This is a genomic window from Candidatus Anaplasma sp. TIGMIC (assembly GCF_028204095.1).
Lineage (GTDB): Bacteria > Pseudomonadota > Alphaproteobacteria > Rickettsiales > Anaplasmataceae > Anaplasma.
On sequence record NZ_JAQLOH010000006.1, the window covers coordinates 26,884 to 47,520 of the forward strand.

The 20,637-nt window shown below is 44.7% G+C and carries 17 protein-coding genes and 2 tRNA genes; 8 read left to right on the forward strand and 11 right to left on the reverse strand.

The window, feature by feature from the left end; genetic code table 11:
• Positions 1-14: 14 nt before the first annotated feature.
• A complete protein-coding gene (locus tag PGW94_RS01175) occupies positions 15-191 on the reverse strand; it encodes a hypothetical protein (protein WP_271757787.1) in 177 nt (58 codons plus the stop codon).
• A 179-nt stretch (positions 192-370) separates the two neighbouring features.
• Between PGW94_RS01175 and PGW94_RS01180 the strand changes: the two genes are divergently transcribed.
• Both PGW94_RS01180 and PGW94_RS01185 read left to right on the forward strand, forming a co-directional pair.
• Entirely contained in the window at positions 371-3,094 is a 2,724-nt protein-coding gene (locus tag PGW94_RS01180) for a type I secretion system permease/ATPase (protein WP_271757821.1), read from the forward strand.
• A gap of 148 nt (positions 3,095-3,242) precedes the next feature.
• Positions 3,243-4,223, forward strand: a complete 981-nt coding sequence (locus tag PGW94_RS01185) for a quinone oxidoreductase family protein (RefSeq protein WP_271757788.1) — start codon at positions 3,243-3,245, stop codon at positions 4,221-4,223.
• A gap of 29 nt (positions 4,224-4,252) precedes the next feature.
• Here PGW94_RS01185 and PGW94_RS01190 read toward each other — a convergent pair whose 3' ends face one another.
• Positions 4,253-6,847, reverse strand: coding sequence for a UvrD-helicase domain-containing protein (locus PGW94_RS01190; protein ID WP_271757790.1), 2,595 nt, complete (start codon positions 6,845-6,847; stop codon positions 4,253-4,255).
• A gap of 99 nt (positions 6,848-6,946) precedes the next feature.
• Here PGW94_RS01190 and PGW94_RS01195 point away from each other — a divergent pair, with 99 nt between their 5' ends.
• From PGW94_RS01195 to zapE, 4 genes are all read left to right on the forward strand, one after another.
• A complete protein-coding gene (locus PGW94_RS01195; RefSeq protein WP_271757793.1) occupies positions 6,947-7,840 on the forward strand; it encodes an ankyrin repeat domain-containing protein in 894 nt (297 codons plus the stop codon).
• Between the two features lie 116 nt (positions 7,841-7,956).
• Positions 7,957-8,838, forward strand: coding sequence for an SPFH domain-containing protein (locus PGW94_RS01200; RefSeq protein ID WP_271757795.1), 882 nt, complete (start codon positions 7,957-7,959; stop codon positions 8,836-8,838).
• 813 nt (positions 8,839-9,651) lie between these two features.
• Complete coding sequence (locus tag PGW94_RS01205) at positions 9,652-9,984, forward strand: hypothetical protein (RefSeq protein ID WP_271757797.1); 333 nt, start codon at positions 9,652-9,654, stop codon at positions 9,982-9,984.
• Positions 9,985-10,301: 317 nt separating this feature from the next.
• Positions 10,302-11,396: a cell division protein ZapE gene (gene zapE / locus PGW94_RS01210; RefSeq protein ID WP_271757800.1), complete on the forward strand. Its 1,095-nt coding sequence runs from the start codon at positions 10,302-10,304 to the stop codon at positions 11,394-11,396.
• A gap of 65 nt (positions 11,397-11,461) precedes the next feature.
• Here zapE and hemH read toward each other — a convergent pair whose 3' ends face one another.
• The 9 genes from hemH to rlmB all read right to left on the reverse strand — a co-directional run bounded on the left by hemH (position 11,462) and on the right by rlmB (position 20,190).
• On the reverse strand, positions 11,462-12,421 hold the full coding sequence (hemH, locus tag PGW94_RS01215) for a ferrochelatase (protein WP_271757802.1): 960 nt from the start codon (positions 12,419-12,421) through the stop codon (positions 11,462-11,464).
• A 535-nt stretch (positions 12,422-12,956) separates the two neighbouring features.
• Positions 12,957-13,859: a hypothetical protein gene (locus PGW94_RS01220; RefSeq protein WP_271757804.1), complete on the reverse strand. Its 903-nt coding sequence runs from the start codon at positions 13,857-13,859 to the stop codon at positions 12,957-12,959.
• Positions 13,860-14,290: 431 nt separating this feature from the next.
• Positions 14,291-14,650: a cell division protein ZapA gene (gene zapA, locus PGW94_RS01225; protein ID WP_271757806.1), complete on the reverse strand. Its 360-nt coding sequence runs from the start codon at positions 14,648-14,650 to the stop codon at positions 14,291-14,293.
• Between the two features lies 1 nt (position 14,651).
• Complete coding sequence (locus PGW94_RS01230) at positions 14,652-15,038, reverse strand: DUF4164 family protein (protein ID WP_271757808.1); 387 nt, start codon at positions 15,036-15,038, stop codon at positions 14,652-14,654.
• A gap of 48 nt (positions 15,039-15,086) precedes the next feature.
• On the reverse strand, positions 15,087-15,374 hold the full coding sequence (locus PGW94_RS01235; RefSeq protein WP_271757809.1) for an HU family DNA-binding protein: 288 nt from the start codon (positions 15,372-15,374) through the stop codon (positions 15,087-15,089).
• Between the two features lie 7 nt (positions 15,375-15,381).
• Positions 15,382-16,275 (reverse strand): signal peptide peptidase SppA, encoded by an 894-nt coding sequence (gene sppA, locus PGW94_RS01240; protein ID WP_271757811.1) that lies wholly within the window; start codon positions 16,273-16,275, stop codon positions 15,382-15,384.
• A 9-nt stretch (positions 16,276-16,284) separates the two neighbouring features.
• On the reverse strand, positions 16,285-17,964 hold the full coding sequence (locus PGW94_RS01245) for a 30S ribosomal protein S1 (RefSeq protein WP_271757813.1): 1,680 nt from the start codon (positions 17,962-17,964) through the stop codon (positions 16,285-16,287).
• A 51-nt stretch (positions 17,965-18,015) separates the two neighbouring features.
• A complete protein-coding gene (gene cmk / locus PGW94_RS01250; protein ID WP_271757815.1) occupies positions 18,016-18,708 on the reverse strand; it encodes a (d)CMP kinase in 693 nt (230 codons plus the stop codon).
• A 708-nt stretch (positions 18,709-19,416) separates the two neighbouring features.
• Entirely contained in the window at positions 19,417-20,190 is a 774-nt protein-coding gene (gene rlmB / locus PGW94_RS01255; protein ID WP_271757817.1) for a 23S rRNA (guanosine(2251)-2'-O)-methyltransferase RlmB, read from the reverse strand.
• Positions 20,191-20,355: 165 nt separating this feature from the next.
• Here rlmB and PGW94_RS01260 point away from each other — a divergent pair.
• Both PGW94_RS01260 and PGW94_RS01265 read left to right on the forward strand, forming a co-directional pair.
• Positions 20,356-20,439 (forward strand) — tRNA-Tyr (locus tag PGW94_RS01260).
• A 7-nt stretch (positions 20,440-20,446) separates the two neighbouring features.
• A tRNA-Gly gene (locus tag PGW94_RS01265) sits at positions 20,447-20,517 on the forward strand.
• Positions 20,518-20,637 lie beyond the last annotated feature (120 nt).

Consider the following 20,637-nt stretch of genomic DNA (forward strand, 5'->3'; position numbering starts at 1 on the left):
GACACAGTAACACCCTACCTTATTAGCAAAACTGCCGAAGCCACCGTCATTGCCTGTAGCACAACGCGCAACAGCATTATCTTATTTTTGTATTTTTCATAAAAACTCCCGCCCACAGACGAAAGCACCACCCCGGCGACCAACGAAAGGACAGTCAGAACCGACAACACAATAACGATCAACAAACGCATGCTAATGCCGAATTTTCCGGAATTCTATTCCAAATTTGCGCAATATACAACACCGATTTACCTTATGCTAAGTGAATTTTTATAGTAATATCCAGGCTTTACGGTGGCGCAGTTCCTTGCGGTAATACCGTTGCATTTTAGGGGTATATGTGGAAGGTGTAAAATTCGGCTTTGCCGCGATGAAGGAACTCAAAAAAAGTGTACTTTATCAAACATTAGAAAAATGTAAGAGCGTATTTTGGTTTGTATTCTGGTTTAGCTCTGCCATAAATGTTTTAGCGCTATTTTTACCTCTGTACACTTCTCAGGTTTTGGACAGAGTACTTTCGAGTGGAAGTGCGTCGACGCTTACCATGCTTAGCATCGTTACAATGTCTGCTCTGCTTTGCTCTGCTTTGTTGGATGTTTGCAGATCTTTGACTATGGCCAAAGTTGCCGATTGGATAGATCGAGAAGCCACTCCTGATCTCATAGTACGTGCCATAAGCTTAATATCCGTTAAGGGCTCCGCATCAAGCGGAGAGGTTATACGAGACCTGGGCATGGTCAAGGGGTTCATAACCGGAATTGGTATTTTTTCCCTATTCGATATGCCGTGGGCATTTGTATACCTTATTGCCATATTTATGATACACCCCATTACCGGGATCATCTCGGTGGTAGGGATCATTCTACTGGTCCTCATGGCAGTTTGGAATGAACTTGCTACGAAGAAAATAATGCAAGAGGCCAGCGAGGAAAGTGTCCGCAATATTGGTTACATTGATGTTGCCAGCAGGAATGCGGAAGTCGTCGAAGCAATGGGTATGATCAAGCATATAGTGTCGGAGTGGTCGACCAGAAATGATCAAAATAGGGGATTACAAATTAAGGCTCAGAGCAGGTCTAACGCCATCATGGGTGTTACAAAGTTGGCTCGCTCTACGTTGCAGATAGCGGTAATAGGTGTGGGAGCCTGGTTGGCAATACATGGCCAAAAAACCGCGGGTGGAATTATCGCTTCATCCATACTTATGGGGAGAGCCTTGGCTCCATTTGAGGCTTCGATAAATACTTGGAAGATGCTGCAATCTGCGCGGATTTCCTACAGGCGACTTCAGACCTTATTGCTCACCGCGCCCAAGCGAGATCAAGCTATGTCTCTTCCTACTCCAAAGGGTGCTGTGGTAATGGAGCGCGTATTTTTTACTCCGTTTGGCAGCTCAAAGCCTACCATAAAAGGTGTATCTTTTGCGGTGCCCCCTGGGTGTAGTGTTGGGATTATAGGGGCAAGCGCCTCTGGAAAGTCCACCCTAGTTAAATTGCTTGTTGGTGTTTGGAAGCCCATTTCTGGTGTTGTAAGGCTTGACGGCGCCGACGTTTACACATGGAACAGAGAAGCTTTCGGAAGCTATGTTGGTTATCTTCCTCAGGATGTAGAGCTATTTAACGCTTCCGTGAAGACTAATATAGCTAGGATGATGCCTAATGCAGAGCCAGAAAAGGTCATAAAGGCGGCTATTATCGCTGGGATTCACGATATGATTCTGCAGCTACCTAACGGGTACGATACCATCATAGGCAGTGGCGGCGTAGTTTTGTCTGGTGGTCAGAAGCAAATGGTTGGGCTCGCGAGAGCGTTTTACGGCGATGTTAAAATGTTGGTATTGGATGAGCCTAACGCAAATCTTGATGGCAAGGCTGAAGCTAGTTTGATTCAAGCATTGATTTATGCGAAGCAGCAGGGAATTACCACATTTGTTGTTACCCACAAAATGCAGTTATTGAGCGTTGTAGATCAGGTTATCGTCATGGATGACGGTATGATGAGCACTATGGGTAGCAGAGACGAAATTATGAGCAGATACGCTGCGAGTAAGCAGGCGCAACAGGGACCAAAACCTGCCACCTCGCCTCCTGCTGATGCTGTGGCGAGAAATGAACAGCCTAGATTGCCTGAGGAAAACAAAGTTTCTGATGCCAACAAAACAGACGCAGGTGACGATCCTGCCATGAGTGATAACCGAAAAAATAAAAGCAGAGCCGGCGAGGCAGCTGCAAGTGGTAATATGAGTACGGGTAATACCCACAGTACTTCTAAAGGCAGCGTGGCCTCTGAAGCCGGAGTCCAGAATATTTCAGGGAATAACACTTCAAGTAAAGTCCAGGCATCTGGCGTGCAGTCTGATGTGAATGCCAATGCAACCGGTGACGAAGTACCGGGTAATGTGCATGAGTCATCCGGAAGAACAGCTGCCGGGACTATCTCACAAACTGGCGCTGCTGGCCAGGAGGATTCCAATGAGAATTCTTCAAGGGTAATACGAGCATCTGGCATGCAGGCTGCTGTGAATGCTGGTGAAACTAGTGATAGTGTACCAAGAAGTGAGCATGGGTCTTCTGGGAGGACGGCTGTAAGGTCCGCTTTACAAACTGATGCCTCTAGGCAGGTGGATGCTAATGAGCATTCTTCTGCGGTAGTTCGGGCATCCGACAAGCATGATGCCGTGAATGCTGATGCATATAGTGACGGTATGTCAGGGAGGGCGCGTAGGGGAACGTCTTCCAAGCTTCCTTCGAAAAATACTGAAAATGCCTCACGAACTACGCGCTCAGCGAAGGCATCGGATCGCACAAATGCTGAAAAGGCTAGTGCCATGGGTGATGGTGCAGGCTCTTCGTCGGAGACTGTATCCAGAACTTCTAGAAAGGGATACCCTAAGCTAGGTGCCGTTGCTGGCAAGAAAGTTTCCGGGGATACACGAGCCTCTGCAAGAAAGTCGGCAAGGCAGAGAAATACAAACAGAAGTAACATCGGGGGTGCAAGCGCAAAGAATCATTCTCACACCGGAGCAAAATCTGTGCGCAGGACTGGAAACAGGTTTTCTAGAAACAAGAACGAAGGGAAGACAGAGACTGAGTGACCAGTATAAGCTGGTGTAAGGTGTTTTCTTGGTGAAGGCTTTGTTACAGTGTGTTGCTGGTTTATTATGTTCCACAGAACAGGGTTTGTGCACTTTGCTTTTTGTTAACAGTTATGTGTAATATGTTGAGGGGAATTTGGTAGGGCTTATGGCAAAGGCGGTTGTTATTGAAAAGACTGGGGCCCCCGATGTTATGCGATTTGTCGATGTTGATGTGGGGGAGCCTGGCACAGGGGAAGTGCTTGTTGAGCACACCGCTATAGGGCTTAATAGGTTTGATATAGAATGCAGATCAGGGGCTAGAAAACCGGGTTCGCCCTTTCCGTATACTCCTGGTGTTCAAGCTGTGGGGGTTGTTAGGCAAGTTGGCCTTGATGTTGAAGCACTGAATGTGGGAGATAGAGTAGGATATTGTACCGCCCGGGGAGGAGCGTACTCTGAATGTAGAATAATTGACCAAAAGTATCTGTTTAAGATATCCAACTCAGTAGATGATGACGTTGCTGCAGCCTGCATGTTCAAGGCTATGACTGCTCACTATTTGACGCATAGGGTCTACGATGTGCGCCCTGGTACGTTTGCATTAGTTCACGGTGTTACAGGGGGAGTTGGTAATATTTTGTGCCAATGGGCTCGATATAAGGGATGCAAGGTTGTAGGAGTTGTAAGCTCTGCAGGAGGTGTAAACGCCGCAAAGGAAGCAGGATGCGCTTACGTGGTTGAACATAATGACCCAAACGCATCCAAGGAAATTATGTCAATCACCGGTGGTAAGGGCGTAAATGTTGTATATGATCCCATAGGCAAGGATGTAAGCCACTTATCCTTTAGTGTCCTTGGTGTTTTCGGATTGTACATATCTTTTGGGCAGATTTCCGGGGCTATTCAAAACCTTAGTACATCTATGTTAAGTACGAGGTCGTGGTTTGTTGCCTCACCAAGTATTTACCATTACAAACACTCACGGCTTGAGTTAGGTCTTACCGCCATGGAGGTTTTTGAGGTGATTAGGAGAGGGCATATAAGAGTTGACGTGGGGCGGGTATTTGCCTTCAAGGATATAGTCAAAGCACACACGGACCTAGAGAACAGGAAGCTTGTTGGTAATAGCATTATAAGTCTTAAGTAGGCTGGTGGGTTTTTCGACACGTGGGTGTGTTAGTTCTCTGTGTATAGGACTTCTATTTCGTCTGGGAACATCGGGGGCAAACAGGATCTTTTTGTTTTGAGCACTTGTGCTCCGGCTGTAGTTATAATTTTATACCAAGATTTATCATTAGCTGCTCCTGTGCCCGCAATATAGAGCTCATCTTCTGCACGAGTCATAGCTACGTATAACAGCCTCAAATATTCGTTATATTCTTCCTGCTTTTTTTTCAGCTTTAGTTCCTTGCAGTGGGAGTTTGTTTCGTTTGCACACCAAAACGGTGCATCATTATCATCAAAAACTACTTGTAGCTCACATTTTGGTACTGAAGTAGTGTCTGGTAAAAATACTATGGGCGCTTGCATACCTTTTGCGCCATGTACAGTTAAGATCCGTACTGCGTTCTTTGGAGCACATATATTGCTTTTTACTATTGGGTTACTGTTTTTGATCCAGTGAATAAAAGGCTCAAGCATGCACAGATTCTGTGACTGAAATTCGATAATGAGATTTATAAACTCTTCTATAATCTCTTCCGATGATTGACCCAAACACGTTAGTAGTTGCTTCTTATGCTGTGATAGAACGAAAGAGTACAGATCTAAAGGGCTGCGATTCTTTGACAGTGAAATTAGCAATTTCAAATGTTTTACAACATGCCCTGTTGATGGCAGCAACTGCAATTTGTCCCACAGTGAGTGCTTTTCTTCGGCGGGAGCGCTGTTAATTATGTCATACAGCATGCTGTCAGTGTATCCGAATAACGGTGATTTCAGCAGAACGGCAAGGGCCATGTCATTGTCAGGTAGTAGTAAAAATTCACCCAAGTTTACTAGATCCTGAATGACAATGTGGTCCATTAGGCTGAATCTGTCTCGACCGACTACAGGTACATTTAAGAGTTTTAGCTCTGACATCACCTGGTCAACAAATACACTTCTATGACGAATAAGAATTAATATATCCCCCGCCTCAATAGGGCGTTTTTTAGATAATAATACCCTTTCAGTTTGTATCCATGAATGAATAGTTTTGGCTATAGTTTTTGCCAATAGGGACGTGTTCTGAGTGCCCATAACGGGGGTGTGTGCGTTTTCTAAATCCCAGGCGTAGGTCCTTGTGCGCGGTTCTGAATGCAAAAGTGGCCAGATTTCTACATATCCGCGTTCATTTATCCGGCAAGTGGTATGCCTTATTTCTTCAGACTGAAACGATACCTGTTCCCGCAGAGTATTAAAAACCTGATCTACTAGGAAAAGTATTGGTGGTGTTGAACGGTAGGAATCACTTAGTTGTATAGTGATTGAATCTTCGCTGCGTCCTGTAAAGTATCGGTGCATGAAATGAAAATAATCGGGACGAGCATCCTGGAAGCCGTATATGGACTGCTTCACGTCGCCTACTACGAAGAGAGTTCTTTTGTTTTCGTTCTTTCCCCATCCGGAAAAGAATTCATTGCAAAGTTCGGCTATTATGCTCCACTGTTCCAGACTGTTATCTTGCGATTCATCCACAAGTATGTGGTCGATCTTGCCATCTAAGCAGAACAATACCCAGTCTTTGTTATCAGGATTGGAAAGAAGCTCTGTTACAATCCTCATGATGTCGTCATAGTCGATATAATGGCGGAGTTTTTTCTCATCGTTGTAGAGCTTTATACACTGACGCACTATGTGCATTAGATGAAAAGTACGCTTGGATATTCGTGATGTGTAGTACTGTTCGGCAAATTCCAGGAGCTGGTCCTGTATATTGTGGATCAAATTGCCGGTATTAGGGAAGTCTTGAAGAACTTGTTTACTTGCTATACTAGGGATATTTTTTCTTTCTAGTGACTTCAGGCATATGAATGTTTTTAAATAATCCTCAATTATCTGGTGGTTTTTATGAAATATTCCGTTAAGAGCACGAAGTTTAGATGAGATTTTTCTATCTCTTATGCCGCCAGAAGCTAGTGCATTTAGAAGTTCCTCCGGGCATTGGAGAGAGTGGTAACATATATCGTATGGGATAGGGCCGGTGATTTTGGGTTCTTTATAGGTCCTGCTCATGATTTTGTAGACGATATCAGAGAGTGTGTGCTCTCTGAGCTCGCATGAAACCTGTTCTAAATGTTCGGCAAGGCAGTCGCTGCTGTGTAGCATCTGGGAAAAGATAGCAGGATATACTTCCGAAAGTTCTCTAACGCTAAAGTCGGGGGGAACGCCTGTTTCCGTCGGGAACGAAGATATAAGGGATTTACAGAAACCGTGCACTGTTTGCACCTTAAGCGTATCAGAGATGCTAAAAAACAGTCTGCGCGCCCGGTTAAGAAGGGCCTTTGTTGCGGGTTGGTAGCAAGTCTTACTTAATACATCTGCCAACTCATGTTCAGGCATTAATATCCATTCTTCTGCTATGCTAAAGACCCTTTCTCTGATTTCATATGCTGCGGCATTGGTGAAAGTTAGGCATAATATGTTCTTTTGATCTGCCATGAGTAATCGAATGACTCTGTGGACAAGCATTCTTGTTTTGCCTGAGCCCGCGGATGCGCTAATCCATACACATGCTCTATCTGGGTCTGTGGCGTCTCTGCATAGGTTGTCAAGTTGGGTGTTTTCCATTTTGTATAGCTTTTATATTTCTTAATATTTATGTTAACTGTTAAATTACCCTTTGTAGGTAGAACGGTAGGATTAATCTAAACTAGAGAGTAGCGTAACATGTATGTTGTGAGGAGAGTTTTTTTTGCTGTGACGCTCGGTGTTATGCTGCATGGAAGCTATGGTAACGCTTCTAACTACTTTGAGGGCTCTGGTTATGACATGATGCATAGTAGTGAAGCCGTGCACGAGCAACTTCAGAATAGTGAGGTGCCTAACAAAGAGGAGAACTTAGACTACTCCACAGATTTCAGCGAGCTAGATGCATACGACGAACAAATTGTGGCCGTTGAAAGCGAAAATGGTGAGAAGTTTGAAGATGAAGCGCAAGACCCAATAGGCACAGAGCAAGGTGACGATGAGGACTCCTTGTCGGGTGAGCCAAGTGATGCTGCTGAAGGCAGTACTAGTGATCAAGTTGCACCAGAAGTCGATGTGCCTGATGAACAGGACGAAGACCCTGAAGAAGTGGGTGCTCGGCCTGGGAAGGCATGGAAGCATCGTCGCATAGCACATCCGGTGATAGAAATCGATGATGACCGAGATGGAGAAAACTCCCACATTCCTAATTTTCACACATTTGATGCTCTGTACAAAAATGCATTTCATTGTGCTGGATCCAATAATGTTCAAGGACTAGTTGCGGTCTTGCGTGAACTAGCTGATCTTGACAAGGAACCGAGCTTTGTGCTTGAAAAATTGCGCACAAAGGATGGCGACAATCTACTGCTGTATGCAGTTAAACATGACGCCATAGACGCTGTTAGATTCCTCTTATACATGGGATCGGATGTATATGTTACCAACAAGAGTGGCGAGACTCCATTAGAAATAGCGGTGTCAAATGGCAAGGCAGATATGATAAACGTTGTTACCGAAATGCAGGTGGGGCTCAATGTGGAAAAGGAAGATGAAGATGATGTTGTTCCCGGGCTAAACACTGCTTCGAGGTAACTGATACTTTGGGTATGATTCTTCATTGTTCCAACTTTTAGTGGTAAGCACTACGACGTATGGTTAAGGGATATGGTTGGTTTGATCAAAAATGTTAGATTTCCAGGTATGTAGAAATGTATACAAATGGCGGAGCTGAGTCGGTACGCAATATAGAAAATAGGAACCTATTGGTGGTGAGCGGGTACACTGCCATAGCAGTTTCTGCACTGGTGACAGTAGGATTGGGATGCTTGTGCGTTTTTAGCGGCTTTTCACTGACGTCGCTGATAGTGTCTGGCCTTTGGGGGTTAAGTTTAGCCACATTAATGCCGAGCTGTCTTTTTACCAACGGGCCAAACGAAGCAAAAGTTGTGATTTTTTTTGGTGAGTATATAGGCACAACGTCAAAAACGGGTCTGTTATTTTCTATTCCATACACCTCCAAAAGGAGTGTATCGCTAAAGGTGGAGAGTACTAACACTTCGGTTATGAAAGTGAACGACTCCGAGGGTAACCCTATAGAGATAGCAGCTGCCATAGTATGGAGAGTTACTTGCCCTGAGAAGGTATGTTTTAATATAGAAAACTACCAGGGCTTTATATCAGTACAAGGTGAAACCGCGTTGCGGGAACTTGCTGGAAGCTACCCGTATGATGCAGAAAATGGGGCATCGCTTAGACAAAATTTTTCTGAAATCTCACAAAAGCTCAAAATCATGCTCCAAAGCAGAATGGGAATTGTTGGCATAGAAGTTGAAGATGCGAGAATATCGCACCTCGCATATTCTTCAGAGATAGCGCAAGTGATGTTGCGCAGACAGCAAGCCAAGGCGATATCAGAAGCCAGAGTCCATATAGTAAAGAATGCTGTGAACATGGTGGATGAGGTTTTACTGCACTTGGAGAAAAAGCACAAAATAAGTTTGACTGATGATCAAAAGATAAAGTTTTCAAGTAATTTACTTGTTGCATTGGTATCTGATAGCGACACGCAGCCCGTAATAAACGTAGAATAGTAGCCTCTGTTGGCCGAATCTGGGGTACTATACTCATAATGTGGTATCCAATATATGGTTTATATTAGCTGTAGTTTTGCCATTTATCGCAGTTAAAATGCTTAACTTCCTAGAGCTGCACTTATGGTTATTCCACTGAGATGACTGCATATAAGCTTCAAGCCCAGTGGGTTTGCTGTGTGCTATGAGCAGAGTTGTATATGTTGCAACTACGGTTGGAATGTAATCCTATAGACCCATATCGGTGTAATTCTAGAGAGTGGCGAATATCATCCAAAAAATGTAGGGTAGTAGCGTGTCCTTTTCTGTACTGTGGTGTTGAGTAGAATTTGAATCTGGCCCTAGTCTTCATGTTATATGCAGTAGATGCATTTATCCCGTAATCAGAACGCTCGCCCCTAATAACCCAGAGCAAGTCCTCAAGTTCCCGTATAGTAGCGTAATAGACATCATTTGTGTCAGCACAACGTAACGTCGAATCTACGACTCATTTGCTTCCTTTAGAGCTTAATACACAGTGGTATACGGTGGTGCATTGTGTTCGAAATACGTGCCAGTGTTAATGAGGAGAAACATTGTGTTGCTACAGCGTTAGCCGCCGCAAGTCATAGTGGAAAGGTGCAGTTTTTGATCAGCTTATTATGAAATATCTAATATAATTATACTAAATCAGGCATACACATGAAAGTGCCGACCAATGGGAGATTATCGATCGTAGTTCCTGGCGAAAAGCTGATGTATGCCAATACATGACTTGATTTTTTATTATACCTAAGTTTTGAATCAAGCAATTTTCCATCTGAAGGGATAAAAATGAATTCTGATTTATTGGGTTTTTATAATTACCATGGTGTATATGAAGGATTTTCTACCGATCGTTCCTATAGCTTAGAGGACGGGGAAACCATCAGTGAAAATACGCGATACAGTGCACTATGGGGCGCGGTTATTCTGCAGGCTATGATAGATATTACCTCCAACTACAAGAGAACGGAAAACAACTTGGAGAAAACTAAGGCATACAATTGGATCAGTGATATGCACAGTGATTTTATTACAGTGTGTCACTTTGCTGGCTACAATCCTATCTATGTTAGAAATAAAATGCGGAGCATGTTGTCCAGATCACAGAAAAAACGTAAATAGACGGGCGTATTACGTACCGGTCTTAGGCAGTAGCGTCTGTTGTCATGCAAGGTGTGGGAGAAGTTTTAGTAGGTTATTGTGCTATGCTGTCGCACCACCAGTGCAGACCTCTGACTCGTGCGCGCAACTTTGTCTGCGTGCTCGTGTCGCGCACAGCTCCGTGCGAGCCATGATACCATCGAAAATTGTATACTGTATTAGCTCTAATAGGCTAGAGTAAGTGGTGTCTACCATCAATAAGCCGTGTATTATCCTGTGTTGCAACATTTTTGCGGTAGATTTATCTCGTGGTAACATAAAAATCCTGGGGAGGAACCTTGCGTCTTATCGGAGAGCTAATGGGTGCGCTTAATAAAAATAGTATACTGTCTGCATACGAGGAAATGGTAGCACGGGGCGATATACTCTCAGATGTGTACCAGGCGACCATTGTGGATAAATTAGCGAAGTATACAGATGTTCCAAGTGGTAGATGGAAGTTTTGGCGAAAACGGGTATCTCCTCCTAATAAGGGAATATACCTATACGGCGATGTAGGAAGAGGAAAATCGCTCTTGGCGGGGCTGTTCTACGAGCATTGCGGTATCGTTCACAAAAAGCGTATGCATTTCAATGCGCTGATGAAAAGTTTGCAAGATCAATTGCATCTTGCGCGGTGTAGCAATACACAAGGATTTGATCAGATGGCAGCCTCGATAGATACCATAATAGAGGGAGCTGAGCTTCTATATTTGGACGAAATCCAAGTACGAGATATATGTGAGGCAGTCATGTTGCACCGCGTGTTTGCAGCGTTGTTTTCGCGAAAAATGCTCGTTTTTATGACGTCCAATTACCATCCAAGAAAGTTATATGAAGATGGCGTTCAGAGGGAGTTGTTTGTTCCAGCTATTGAGCTTTTAGAGCAACAAATGGACGTCATAGCACTGCAAGGACCAAAGGATTACCGTGTGATTAAGGGCATGAAAGGTGATCGCAAGTTCTATATCGGCGAAAACTCAAGTAAAGATCTACGTAAGCTGTTCTTGGAGATAATCAACCATCAACCGACGGAAAAGGCAATATTCACTCTTGACCACAGGGAGTTGATAATAACAGAAACTTACAACAAGACTGCATGGTTTAGTTTTGAGGACTTGTGTGGGAGTATAAACCCGCTATGGACAGCCGATTATAGAAAAATAGCCGAGAATTTCACAGTAATTTTTATCGATGGAATACCTGTGTTTGATCAGTACCTGCAAAACGAAATGCATAGGTTTATTGTCCTTATAGACGAACTATATGAGCACGGAACCAAAATATTTTGTTCTATGGCAGCTGATATAAACAACCTATATGTGGGTAAACCTGCGGTAGATATTAGGAGAGCAATGTCGCGTTTGGCAGAAATGGGCTCTGCCCTATGGTAAAGTTGGCAGACAGGCAAGTCACGTCGGGATGAAGCTCATTCTGCATACGGGGAAGGCTCGTGTTGCTACTGACAATTACCGAGAACAATATCCTTCAGACACTCGATAAATATCGAGTCTGTGCCCAGAGCAGGGACCCGGAAAAACCTACGCTCATCAAATAATGCTTTGTACTCTATGTCGAGCTCTACGCACGTTTCAGAGTTTTCGGAAACGAAAGCCACCGGCACTACAACCACAGGAACATTATCGCTATTAGCACGGAGCAGCTCTGACGTCGTATATGGCTCAAGCCACTTCAAAGGCCCGACTTTGCTTTGAAAGCACAATACGTAGTCCAGCTTTTCTATTCCTAAATTTGATACTATAAGGCGCACTGTCTGTTGTAAAAGTTGCATGTATGGGTCCCCTCGCTCAATGAAAGAAAGGGGCAGGCCGTGGGCAGAAAACAGTATTCTAGGAGCGGGATGTACCCTGGCAGCTTCGCGGTATACCGACATAATAAGCTCGCTCATAGCATCGATATACTTTGCGTTCTGATTATAGTTCCAGACAATGTGTGTATCGAAGGTAATGCCGGTTTTGTGTGAGTTATGGAACCAATCCTCTATTGCAGACTGTGTTGTAACACAAGAATACTGGGGGTACATCGGAAGTAGAACAACTTTGTCAGCATTGTAATCGCAAAGCAGCTTTAGAACGTTTGCAGCTCTGGGATCTGAGTGCCGCATGCACACGAACACTTTATAATGGTTATTACCTTCACGGTTCAAACTGCTCTCTAGTGCTGAAGCCTGCTTTTCAGTCTCGTACAGCACGATTGATCGTCCGCCCATGAGTTTATAAATTTCCACTGCGGCCTTAGTCCTGAGCTTAGATAGAACCTTTGCTATCAAGAATCGAAACGCGGCTGGAACATCAATAATGTGCCTATCGCTGAACATGCTAAAAAGAAACTCTTCAACATTGTCCAGGGAGCTCGGGCCACCTAAATTTAGCAGCACAACAGCAACTTTTCTTTTCATACGGAAATATTGCCTTCCAAACTGGGATTATACACTTTCAAATACTAAATTTCCAAAGTCTTATTCAGAACTATAAGAGCACGAGGTTCTCAGTGCGGGTGAAAGAAAGGTAATGCTAATGAAAGGGAGTATGTGTCCAGTTTGAGCGAATAGCAAAGGTATTATTCTACAGAGCCGTATCACGCGTCGACACTTATATGCCAGCACGAGACAATAGCCCCTCAAGGTAGCGAAATAAATGTGAAGGACATCGCGGTATTTTCAATGTTGTGTGCTGTAACAACGTTGGGGGTTACGTAAAATGCTGTGGCAAGTCGGAGAAGGGAAAGAAGTACTCTATGCGTTGTGTCAAGAAACAACAAATCCCCTTGGCGGAGCGTACACAAAAGCGTAACATCTCCGCCATTTAACGGTGGAACTGTAACACACATACAGATAATCACAGAAGGCATATAACCCCGTACAATTAGCGGCATTCCTGTACTAAAGTTCCATACAACCATAATCTTGTCACTACTGGCAAGTCAATGTAGTGTTAAGACGCCCGCGCACTAACAACACTTGCACCTGGTAGGTCGCCTTGCGGAGTTTTAGCCGATGTAAGAGCTAATATTCCAGTAAGCGATGCTCGTGGAGGAAACTCATCAAAATTTTTGGTTGCTGTCGCATGGAGCGACCGCATCCCGGATAGTCCGAGAGTTGCCACCCATAGCGTATCGGTTGCACAAGCAAGAACAAGGCTAAACAAATCATCGATTTGATCCGCGGTGTCGGAATAAGAGAATGACAATTCACAGGATATACAACCTTTCTTCTGTTTGCTCATTTTCCAAACATTTCCGAGTGCAGAGAAAGTGTCGCGTATGAATATGGGTACAAGACACAGTGTTTCAATAAGCAACAAAACTAAAGAGCATACGAGCGTAAGGAACCGAGGGATCACAAACAGTAAAGAAACACCGTAAGCTTTCCAAAGAGATGGAGTTTTCGGTGATGAAACTTCGTGACTGAATGTAGCGTCGCGTACTCCGTCTTCAGCTAATCTACCGCCTTCCATTACGGGGAACGGATATCCGCGCGAATACATAGGATGTTCAATAGTTGGGCATTTACTAATTATCTTCGTTAACCTCACGAAAAGGCACACAGAAAACATTGTAGCCCAGCAGATTGCTATGCATGCAAGTATAGGCATATGTGCGTAAAGATGTAATCCAGCAAACATTACCGGCATTAATATAAACATCTCAATGGAGGGCAGTATACCTTGTTTCATGCTCTTAAGAGCTGCAACTTTCACGTAATGTTGCCTTTCTGCGGCGGCAAAATCCATGTTTTTTCTATACAGTCTTATAAATACCGCTGCCTGAATATACGATGAAAGGGCTATTACAGACTTCGCCGAACCTGCGACACCGCAAAATACCGACTGTCTCATATACGCAGCTAAAATTTGTAACTTTCTGTGTTTCGCATCAGATGCGACATCGGTGTCACAACAGTTTCCAACCATAAAATTTTTCTCCGGTTTATATATTTTTAAGAGTTGTGGTAAAAATGTGAACGTAATTCACTAAAACGCCCCAGTACTGATACTAGCGAAATCACTGTTCTTCAAGTGAGCCAAAGAGGAACTGCAAGTCTATTGCGGCAACACGCCGCCAGGAAGTCACTAGTTACCAAACAGTGAGACATAATAACACCTTTTTACCCTAAAAACAGCAACAGTTTTACCCGCGTGTAACTCATAACTACAAGCACTACCGAGGATATAAGCACCTATCAGCATGATATCAGGACGATACATGCAACCAGTGATACCATCACCACCAGGACACGACCTAAAAAGCCGTCAATGTGTTATTAATCCTACTTTTCCACACTCAAGCTGTCAGCAATTTCATTTGTTGTAGATATAGTACTCCGCAGCAGATTCTTCAAAGAATCTATGACTTCGGACCCTCTTTCACACTGTGCTTTATACTCTGACATATGGCACTCCGCTTGACGCAGAGCGTTTTCTAATTCCTCAACCTTGTCTTCCAGCTGCAGCCCTACCAACAAAAGCAGCAGCGTATCCGAAGCCTTGCTCCGCTCGTAACCAGGTACTGCAGCATTGATTCTGTTACTTAGGCGACTAGCCAACTCCTCCAGTCGGGCACGCTCACCCTCGCGACAGGCTACCTTGTATACGCTCCCTCTTAAGACAACGTCCACAACTTGCTGCATGTTACTCATCGCTACCACTATTTATTCCTTTTGATACGATTGAACTTACAAGCTCCACGGAGGCCCCCAATCTGTCAACCAGTTCAACACAAGTGGCTCTCCAACCGGAACAAGCAGCTTTAAGGCTTTGTAGCTCATTTTCAAGGCCCGCGTTCCGCTCCGCAAGCTCGTCAACCCTTTTTCTAAGCTCCAGAACCTGTGAACCACTGTACTCGCCGGCTCCGGACTCAAACCTAGCGGCCAAAGAACTTTGCAGTCTGCTAAGCGAGCGGCGCAAGTCCTCAGCGTACTCTTCAATATCCCCCACCTTCAACGCAACGACGAACCAAAAACCCAACGCACAGGTTATTACAGATAACAACAACATGCAATCAATTTTCAGCAACACTTACGTGCGCTGCCAGCCATTTTAAGTAATACCGAACGCTACGATTTCCTAACCATCACTCTTATTACTAGAGGCATTCACGGCTTTTATTAGTTTTTCACTTGGACGGAAGTACATTCTCTTGTAACTCAGCTTACTTAGCCCTAAGTGCGAACTCTTCAGATTGTAACTCCTGGATGAGAATGAACCAAAGCCACGTAGTTCAACACGGCTCTCCTCACGGATATGATGCAGTATCGCATCGAAAAATATGTTCAATATCTGCGCGATTACAGCCTCCCCCAGAGTGGGATTCCTTCTCGCCATACGCTTTATTAGATCTGATTTCAAAGTCATACTGCTATCACCCACCAACAAGTGCAACGTATAGTGACCTTGCCAAGGTCGTGAGTAACATGTGGAACCCTCCTGAGTCAATGCCGCGACGATACTCCAGGTCTTTTACTGTCAGCTTGACATCCAGATTTCGATTTGTATGTAACCACTCGAGCGCTTCACGCTCGCCGCCGATTTCATCTACGAGCCCAGCCTTTAGGGCCTGCGAGCCAGTGAACACTCGGCCATCAGCAACCCTAGAGGCCTCTTCCTCGGAAAAACCCCTCCTTTCAGCAACAAGGCCCACAAAGTAGCGGTGAAAATCATTTACGACCTCACGCATTAACTCTTCGGATTTTGGAGTCAACTCTTCCAAAGGTGACGTAGAAGCCTTCAATTCAGAAGTCTTTATCGTCTTCAAAGAAATACCAAGCTTCTTAGCCAATTCCGAGATTCCGATGTATTGCGACAGCACACCTATAGATCCGGTGATAGTGCCGTTTCGCGCAACGACATGATCAGCGGCCAGCGCTACCATGTATCCTCCGGAAGCAGCCACATTCTCTAACACTGCAACAACAGGTTTTTTTGCGGCTATGTTTCTGATTTGTTTATAGACAGTTTCACTATCACCAACCGTGCCGCCAGGGCTGTCTATCCGTAGCACCACAGCCTTTACCGCATTATTGGTTTCAACTCTACTTAGCAGCGCATCCCGTGCTCTGTTTTTTCCGATCGTATTCTCGATGCTCACCCGGGCTATGTAACCCCCACCAGCCATAGGCACATTGGCGAGTGAAAGCCCGGAGAAATCAATCTGCGATACGACTACCACAAGGAGGCCAGCGGCAACAAAAAAAAGCGCACGCCATCTCGACACTTTAGACGCTAACGTCTCAATCTTCAATAAGTAGTCGAACACACAAAAAACCTACTGTAATGACAAAACAAGACTATATGCTCCTATCATCAATACCTCTGCCTCCACTCTGTCACCAGGGAAGAACTTCTTGTTTTCAGGCAGATACTTCTGCTCTACGAGCACATTGAAACTCTCTGACCCATCGAAAACGTCAACCATTACGCCAACATCCTCTAACACCTTAGATACTGTTACAGGTATGCGTTCTCCTAAACCTATCCTACGCAATAACCCAAGGAACGGATCATGTTCTATCTGTTTTACACCCAAGTCTATCTTGTTCTTGTTTGTGTTGACCATAAGGATTTTGGCCTTAAGACAATCACCAACATTGTACTTTTTCAGTGCACTCTCAGGTGAACCACTCCAACTTAGTTCCGTCGAGCGTATAAGACCTTCAATACCTGAATTAGTGTCATCGTCAATAAGTGAAACAAACATACCAAGGTTGCTTATGCTCTTCACCTTAGTATCCACTATGGAACCCACAGGGTGTTTAGCAATGAATGCTTCCCAAGGATTTTCCTTGCATCTCTTTATACTCAGACTCATACGGTTCTTAGCTGCATCTAAGCTCAGAACCTTAACCTCAACTTCCTCACCCCGCATGAATATCTGGTTCACAGGCAGATGACTCCTAACCCAGCTAACTTCTGATACGTGTATCAGCCCTTCAACGCCTGTTTCTAATTCAACAAATATTCCATAGTCCTCAATGCTTGTGACTATACCGCGGTGTATACTGTCCACAGGGTATTTCTCCTCGACATTGGCCCACGGACTTTCCTCAAGCTGCTTGACACCCAGCGATATCTTCCTATTTTCCCGGTCAATTCTGATAATTTTTGCCTTCACAGTCTGTCCACATGAGAACACAGCTGATGGGTGGCTAACACGGCTCCAAGAAATGTCAGTGATGTGCAACAACCCATCTACAACACCAACTGTTGGTGACTCATGTATCTCAATGAACACACCGTACTTCGTAATGCTCTTAACCTTACCCTCGACGATGCTGCCTTCCTCAAGCTGACTCAAGAAGGAATCCTTAGCATCTGCAAGTGACTCTTCGAGGACAGCCTTACGAGATACAACCACATTGCCCTGTTTTTTGTCCATCTTCAGGATGCGGAACTTCTGCTTCTTACCGAGCAAAGGAGTTATGTCCTTTACCTGACGCAGACCAACATGACTCGCAGGCAGGAACGCCACTACACCGCCAACATCGACCGTGTACCCACACTTAATGGAACCGAAGATGACCCCTTCTATATCCAAGTTTTCTTCTGATGCTTTTTCAAGCTTCTGCCACAACTCATCTCTAACAGCCTTTTCACGACTCAGTATGACACTACCGCTCTTGCCTTCAGTCTTCTCTAAGTAAAGCTTAACTTTTGAGCCTACAGAAACCTCCTGCTTGCCCTCACCAAGCTCGAATTCTCTTACAGAAACAACGCCCTCTGACTTCAGCCCAGCGTCTACAGTTATGTATCCGCTATCCATGCAGATGACAGTTCCTTCTATGATGTCACCCTCACGAGAGCCTCCGTCTAAGAGTTCCGACAGCATGCCCGACAGGTCAGTCTTTTCCAAATCCGCTTCATCAAACCCATGACTGACGAATCTATTAGACTGCACCACACTGATGCTACCAGAGGAATCACCCCGCAAACCCACACCTGATGACATAAACAGAGCCCGAAAAACCACGAAAGGCAATCATATACTCTACAGACAGTTTTACAAGAAGGTTTTTATTTTTTTCATCAATTCTTGCAACGATTCTTCTCTATTCAGGTGTGAGTTATTCAGATATAAGGACCCCTCTGAGCGTCGCAATGGAGCGACTTTTCTGCATGAATCTCGTATGTCCCTTTCGAGAATACTTGAGAGCACTTTCCTATACATTGTTCTCCGACGTCCACATGTTGAGCGGAGCTGCTTGTAGCGTCTCAACGCTCTTACCGAAGCATGTGCCGTGACGAATATTTTGATATCAGCGTCGGGACACACAACTGTTGCTGTATCCCTTCCGTCCAGAACAACGCCGCACTCAGACGTACGCACAAACTCTTGCTGTATCACTAGCAGTGCTTCGCGCACCGCGACATTCCTTGCTATTATGGAGGCGGCATTCCCTATAGCCTCTGTGCTATATGAGGATGCATCCCCCTGCAGGTGATTGAGAATCTCGTCCTTATCTTCAGGTTTTATGTCTAGTTTACCGGTGTTGTACAGAGTGGGCATGTAGCGTTCTGCAAATTTTGCGGCAAAAATCCTGTAGAGCAACCCTGTATCTAAGTGAACAAAATTCAAAGTATCAGCTATGGACCGAGCTAGCGACCCTTTGCCCGAGGATGCAGTGCCATCTATGGCTATAACTACGCGTCCACGAATGCTTTGCGTGGGAATACAGTGGTTCATAAATTTCATATACCTGTCAGAAAATTATGTGTGTTTACCGTGAGCACGAAAAAGTCAATAACGTTGGCGCTGAGACCCATGTTTTGCCACGATGTAATGTCCATACAGTTCCACAAAATCACGTATGACAACATGCATTGCCTCGCCCATAAGCGCAACAAAACCCCTCTATTGTACCACTGTATGATTTTATACAAAAAATAAACAGTTACTGGGCTTCGCAAAGCTCATCTTGCATCCATGATCCGCAAAGTGTTTTTGTTAGCATGATGTAACGCCATCAAATAGTCCTATGCGTGGCATAAAGAGCGGATGTAATTGTTCAGCGACTCAATCAGCTGGAACTGTATAGCTATGAAACAAAGAAGCGTGATGAGCACGAAGCTATAACAGGCGGCTTATCAGGTTCGCGCCTAGGTATCTGAGGAGTCCTTAGTGAGTGCGGAGATTATTCAGTTGAAACAGCAACATAGATTACACAGGGCAGTATAGAAGAAACTTGCCTAGAAGGCACAGGCGCCATGTATGCGACTACCACTCAGGTGCCATTGTGGAGGCATGACCGTTTGTCATTCTGCAAGTTACGCGGCAAGTCTACATCAGTTCCCCTGCATACTGGTCCCCACAAGTCGTAAAACATCGTTACTCAACTTGATCCTATACTGCGTTCCGTATAGTGCCCTATCACAGTCAAGATGTGTGTGAGGCAATGTTGCCTTATTCTTTCTGAAGAAACATGGAATACATCGCAATAGCAGCGGCATTGGACACATTAAGACTTTCCATTTTTTCTGACATTGGTATATTGACGAGATAGTCGCAATGCTTGCGCGTCAATTGACGCATACCTTTCCCTTCGGCGCCCAGTACTACGACCCTACGTGCACTGAACTTTGTTGCGTGAAGAGATTGTCCTTCTGCGGAATCTAGCCCATAGCACCAGTAGCCTTCATGTTTTAGGTATTCTAGAGTCTTAACAAGATTTACTACGGATACTACAGGAACTACATCAGTGGCTCCGCTCGAAACTTTCGCCATACCGCAGCTTTCTGAGGGGGAATTATGTGCTGGGAGCACCACTGCATCCACGTTAAAACACGCGGCAGAACGCAATATTGCCCCTACGTTGTTTACGTCAGTCACCTCGTCAAGGATCAGAATCGTAGATGTAGCTGAAGCGTTAGCACACGATACTATGTCCTCTATCCTTGTGGTAGAGCTCCCATAGCGTCCAAACAAAGGAACTGCTCTGAGCAGCACTCCCTGATGGGATGCCTTATAGCCTAGCGCTGTATCAAGTTTACTTATGTCAACTTCACGTACTGGTACACGTCTGCTACGCGCTAACGTCGATATACTACCGTTCTTTTGGGTTTGACCCTGGGCGAGTAGCACTTCTGCACATATTCTGTTTGGATTTTTCAGTGCCGCTATACATGCGTGTCTCCCGTAAATCCATACGTACTGCCCATCTTTTTTAGAGCGATTCATAGTTTTTATTGTTGTAAAGATAATAATTTTTGCATAACTTATGCAGTGAGCATTGTAGGGGCAATTTTTTTTGAGGCAACTCGGGAAACTGTGGCGGTTTTTTTGTGTTGCTTTTCTGAATTATGTGCTATTACAGGGGACGTTGCTTTGGACCTAGCCTCAGGAGGAGGGGTGGCCGAGTGGTTAATGGCAGCAGACTGTAAATCTGCCCACCTAGCGTGTTCGTAGGTTCGAATCCTACCTCCTCCACGGCTATGCGGGTATAGCTCAGTGGTAGAGCACCAGCCTTCCAAGCTGGGAGCGTGGGTTCGACTCCCATTACCCGCTCTTTATTTACTTTTGTGGGATGGTTTTTAGTAGAGTGTTGATTTTTCGTTGTTTGGTAATGATAGTATGACAGAAGGAAGGAAGCCGCATATAAACGTGGGAACGATAGGGCACGTAGAT